Source organism: Cellulomonas rhizosphaerae, from assembly GCF_003470205.1.
GTDB classification, from domain to species: Bacteria; Actinomycetota; Actinomycetes; order Actinomycetales; family Cellulomonadaceae; genus Cellulomonas; species Cellulomonas rhizosphaerae.
The window spans coordinates 1-3738 of the sequence record NZ_QWKP01000057.1 but is presented as its reverse complement, the minus strand read 5'-3'; the positions used below and the strand labels follow the sequence as shown (position 1 = coordinate 3738).

At 75.1% G+C, this 3738-nt stretch carries 2 protein-coding genes; one reads left to right on the top strand and one right to left on the bottom strand.

Annotated elements, in window-relative coordinates; genetic code table 11:
* Positions 1-50: 50 nt before the first annotated feature.
* The gene (locus tag D1825_RS00825) at positions 51-2693 is read right to left on the bottom strand and encodes a substrate-binding domain-containing protein (RefSeq protein ID WP_233549545.1); all 2643 of its coding nucleotides are present in this window, start codon (positions 2691-2693) and stop codon (positions 51-53) included.
* A 130-nt stretch (positions 2694-2823) separates the two neighbouring features.
* On the opposite strand from D1825_RS00825, the gene D1825_RS00820 reads away from it, so the two are divergent.
* Positions 2824-3738, top strand: a 915-nt coding sequence (locus tag D1825_RS00820; RefSeq protein ID WP_138067120.1) for a LacI family DNA-binding transcriptional regulator, incomplete at its 3' end; no start/stop codon positions are given.

Sequence of the window (3738 nt, the reverse complement as noted above, 5' to 3'; positions counted from 1 at the left end):
GCCACCCCCTGGGGGTGGCGGGGCTCCGTCGTTCGGGGGCACCGTTGTTCCTAGCGGATCACCGGACGCGTCTCCGACCGTCCCCGTCCCGGGCCGCCGCGCAGGAGCGTGATGTCCGCCTCGCGCAGCACGTCGTCGACGTCGCGGAACCCGCGGATGCTGCCGAGCACGCCGAACGCGACGCGGGTGCCGAGCTCCGCCTGCAGCTGGGCGAGCAGCTCGGCCAGGCGTGCCGGCACTCCCCCGGCACCGACGTCGTCGATCAGCACCGCGAACCCGTCGTCGGCGATCCGCGCGGAGGTGTCGCCCTCGCGCACCGTGCTTCGCAGCCGGCGGACCAGCTCGCGGTGCAGGTCCACGGGCGGCTCGCCGTCCGCCTCCGCCCGGCCCTGCGTCGGGATCGTCGGCGCGTGCAGCACGCGGACCACCGCGAGGGCGCAGTCGTACCGCTCGGAACGGCGCGTGCGCAGCAGCGCGGCCCCGAGCCGGTCCAGGAACAGCAACCGGTTCGGCAGCCCTGTCTCCGGGTCGCGCAGCGCGTCGCGCTGCAACGCGAGCTCGGCCTGCTTGCGCTCGGTGATGTCGACCAGTGCGCCGACGAGGCGCGCCGGGCAGCCCGCGTCGTCGAGGACCGTCACGGCCCGGCACAGCATCCAGCGGTAGTCGCCCGACGACGCCCGCACGCGGTGCTCGAGCTCGAGCGGCGTCCCCGTGCCGGCGAGCTGCGCGGCGATCGCGGCGGACAGCTCGTCGCGGTCGGCCGGGTGCACGCGCTCGAGCCACTCGGCGGGCGAGTCCCCGACCACGTCCTCGTCGTACCCGAGCGTCTGCTTCCAGCGCGGCGAGTAGTAGACCGTGCCCGCCGAGACGTCCCAGTCCCACGTCCCGTCGTGCGCGGCCATCGACGCCAGGGCGTACCGCTCCTCGCTCGCCCGGACCGTGTCGGCGAGCGACCGCTCGCGTGCGGCCGCCTGCTCGAGCGCCCGCCGCTGCTCGCGCAGGTTGGCCAGCAGCCGTTCCTGGTCGAGCGCCACGGCGAGCAGGGCCGCCCAGTGGTTGAACCGGTCGCGCGCGCTCGTCGCCCGCGTCTCGACGGTGCCGTCGATCGCGAGCAGCCCCCAGTCGCTGCCGCCGAAGGTGACCGGCACGACGAAGGTGAGCTCGTTGGACCCGACCGTGCCGGCACGCGTCATCGCGGTTGGCGGGAACTCGCTGGCCACGGTGCGCATGCCGACGAGTCGCGAGAGCGTGCCGGACGTGTCGTGCACGCCGACGACCTCCATCTCGCGGTCCCCCGGCCCGCGGTCCGCACCCAGCCAGAGCCCGAGGCACGCGTGCCCGCGGACCCCGCGCGGCAGCCAGCCCAGCGCGCGCGGGCTCGCGCCGTCGCCGCGCAGCAGGTCCATGTCGACCTCGTACTGGTCGACGATCGTGCGCTCGAGCTGCCCGCTGCGGGCCAGCATCGCGCGCGTGCAGCCCTGCGTGACGGCCAGCAGCACCTCGGTGACGGCCCGGCGCACGGCGAGCTCGTGCTCGGGGTGCGGGAGCGCTTCCACGACGTCCGTCTCGACCGCCCGCAGGCACGTGACCAGCTGCTCGAGCGCCTCCGGATGCGGTTGCATCGCGGCCGTCAGGTCGGCCAGGCGGGTCAGTGTCGGCGAGCCCGGGACCGTCCCGCGCTCCCCCGCGGTCTCGAGCGGCTCGACCACCGCGCGCCACCACGTCTCGCGCGGTGCGGTGCCCGTCCGGCGCGCGCCACCCGCACCCGTCGGGCCGACGAACGCGGTCTCCGCCAGCGCCCGCAGGGCCTGGTACCCGCTGCGGGCCGAGGGTGCTGCCGACGTCGCGGGAGCGGACTGCGCGGCCTCCGTGCAGCCGCAGGACTCGCGCACCACGAGCGTCGAGGGCGCGCGGTACTCACCGCCAGGGACGTCCTCGCCCCGCATCCGCGACAGGAGCAGCGAGACGGCCTTGGCGCCCACGCGGTCGTAGTGCGCGTCGACGGTCGACAGGCGCGGCGTGACCCGCGCGCCGGAGTCGGCGTGGTCGAAGCCGAAGACGGCCTGGTCCCGCGGCAGGATCAGGCCGGCGGCCCGCAGCGCGTGCTGGAAGCCGATCGCGTTGCGGTCCGTCGCCGCGACCACCGCGGTCGTCGGCACGCCTGCGGCGAGCAGCCTGGCCGCTGCGTCGGCGCCGCCCTGCTCGTGGTTGTCGGAGGCGTCGTAGACCCAGGAGTCGCGGACCTCGATGCCGTGCTCGGCGAGCGTCTCGCGGTAGGCCGCGAACCGCTCGCGCATGTCGAGCTGCAGCTGGGAGCCGATGAACCCGATCGCGGTGTGCCCGTGCCCGAGCAGGTGCTCGACCGCGGCGCGCACGCCACCGCCGTTGTCGGGGACCACGACCACGTCGTCCGGCCCCTGCGGCAGCTCGCTGACCAGCACGACCGGGCGCCCCCAGTGCTGCACCGTGGCGAGCCGGTCGCTGCGCAGCGCCTTGCCGACGACGACGAGGCCGTCGACCGCGCCGAGTGCCACCGGCGCGTCCAGGATCGAGCCGTCGGGGTACCGCTCACGGTCGAGCCCGGCGGGGTACGTCTGCACCGCGACGACGCGATGACCAGCCGAGCGCGCCGCTCGCGCGACGCCCGCGATCAACGCGCCGAAGTAGAAACCGCCCACCACGGGAGACAGCACACCGATGGTGCGCCGTGCCGTCGGTGGCGCGGGACCGCGCCGGACAGTCGTCATTCCCCCTACCCCTCGTCCACATCGTCGGAGCCGAGATGATGCGTTTCACCCGCATCGGGCGTCAGAGTAGGTGATCGTGGTCACACATGCATACGACTCCGGATCAACCGGACCTTCCGCGCCGTCCTCGTCGACGGCCCCCGCCCCCTCCCGACCCGCGTCCCCGACGCCCCCCAGACGCCCGACGATCGTCGACGTCGCCCGCGCCGCGGGCGTCTCGACCGCCGTCGTCTCCTACGCCCTGAACGGTCGCCCGGGCGTCTCGGCAGCGACGCGCGAGCGCGTGCTCCGCGTCGCCGACGAGTTCGGCTGGCGACCCAGCGCCGCCGCGCGCTCGATGCGCACGGGCCCACGCGCCATCGGTCTCGTGCTCGACCACGGCAGCTCGGGCACGACGTCACAGGCGACCGACGTGCTCGAGTTCGTCATCGCCCTGCAGGAGGTCCTCGCGACGCGCAACCTGGCACTGCTGCTCCAGCTCGTCGACGGGCCCGAGGCGGCCGTCGCGCTCTACGGCGAGTGGTGGGCCGAGCGGCGCTTCGACGTCATGGTCGTGACCGACGTCCTCGTCGAGGACCCGCGCATCGACGCTCTGCGCCGGTTGCGGGCGCCCACCGTGGTCGTCGGCGCCGGGCAGGGCGAGCACGAGCTCGCGGCCGTCACGGTCGACGAGGGCGAGGCGTTCGCGCGCATCGGCCGGTACCTGCTCGAGCTCGGCCACCGCCACGTCGCCCTCGTGACAGGCCCGGACGTCATGGCCAGGACCCACGCGCGGCTCGACGCGCTCACGAAGGTCCTGGACCCGGCGTCGTGCGTCCTCGTGCACGAGGCGACCGCAGGAACCCCCGAGGCGGCCGCCGCGGCGACCCGCCGGCTCCTGACGGGCGGCAGCGCGCCGACCGCGATCGTCTACGGGTCCGACCAGATGGCCGTCGCCGCGCTCGACGTGGCGCGACGCTCGGGCTTCGCCGTCCCGTGGGACCTCTCGGTG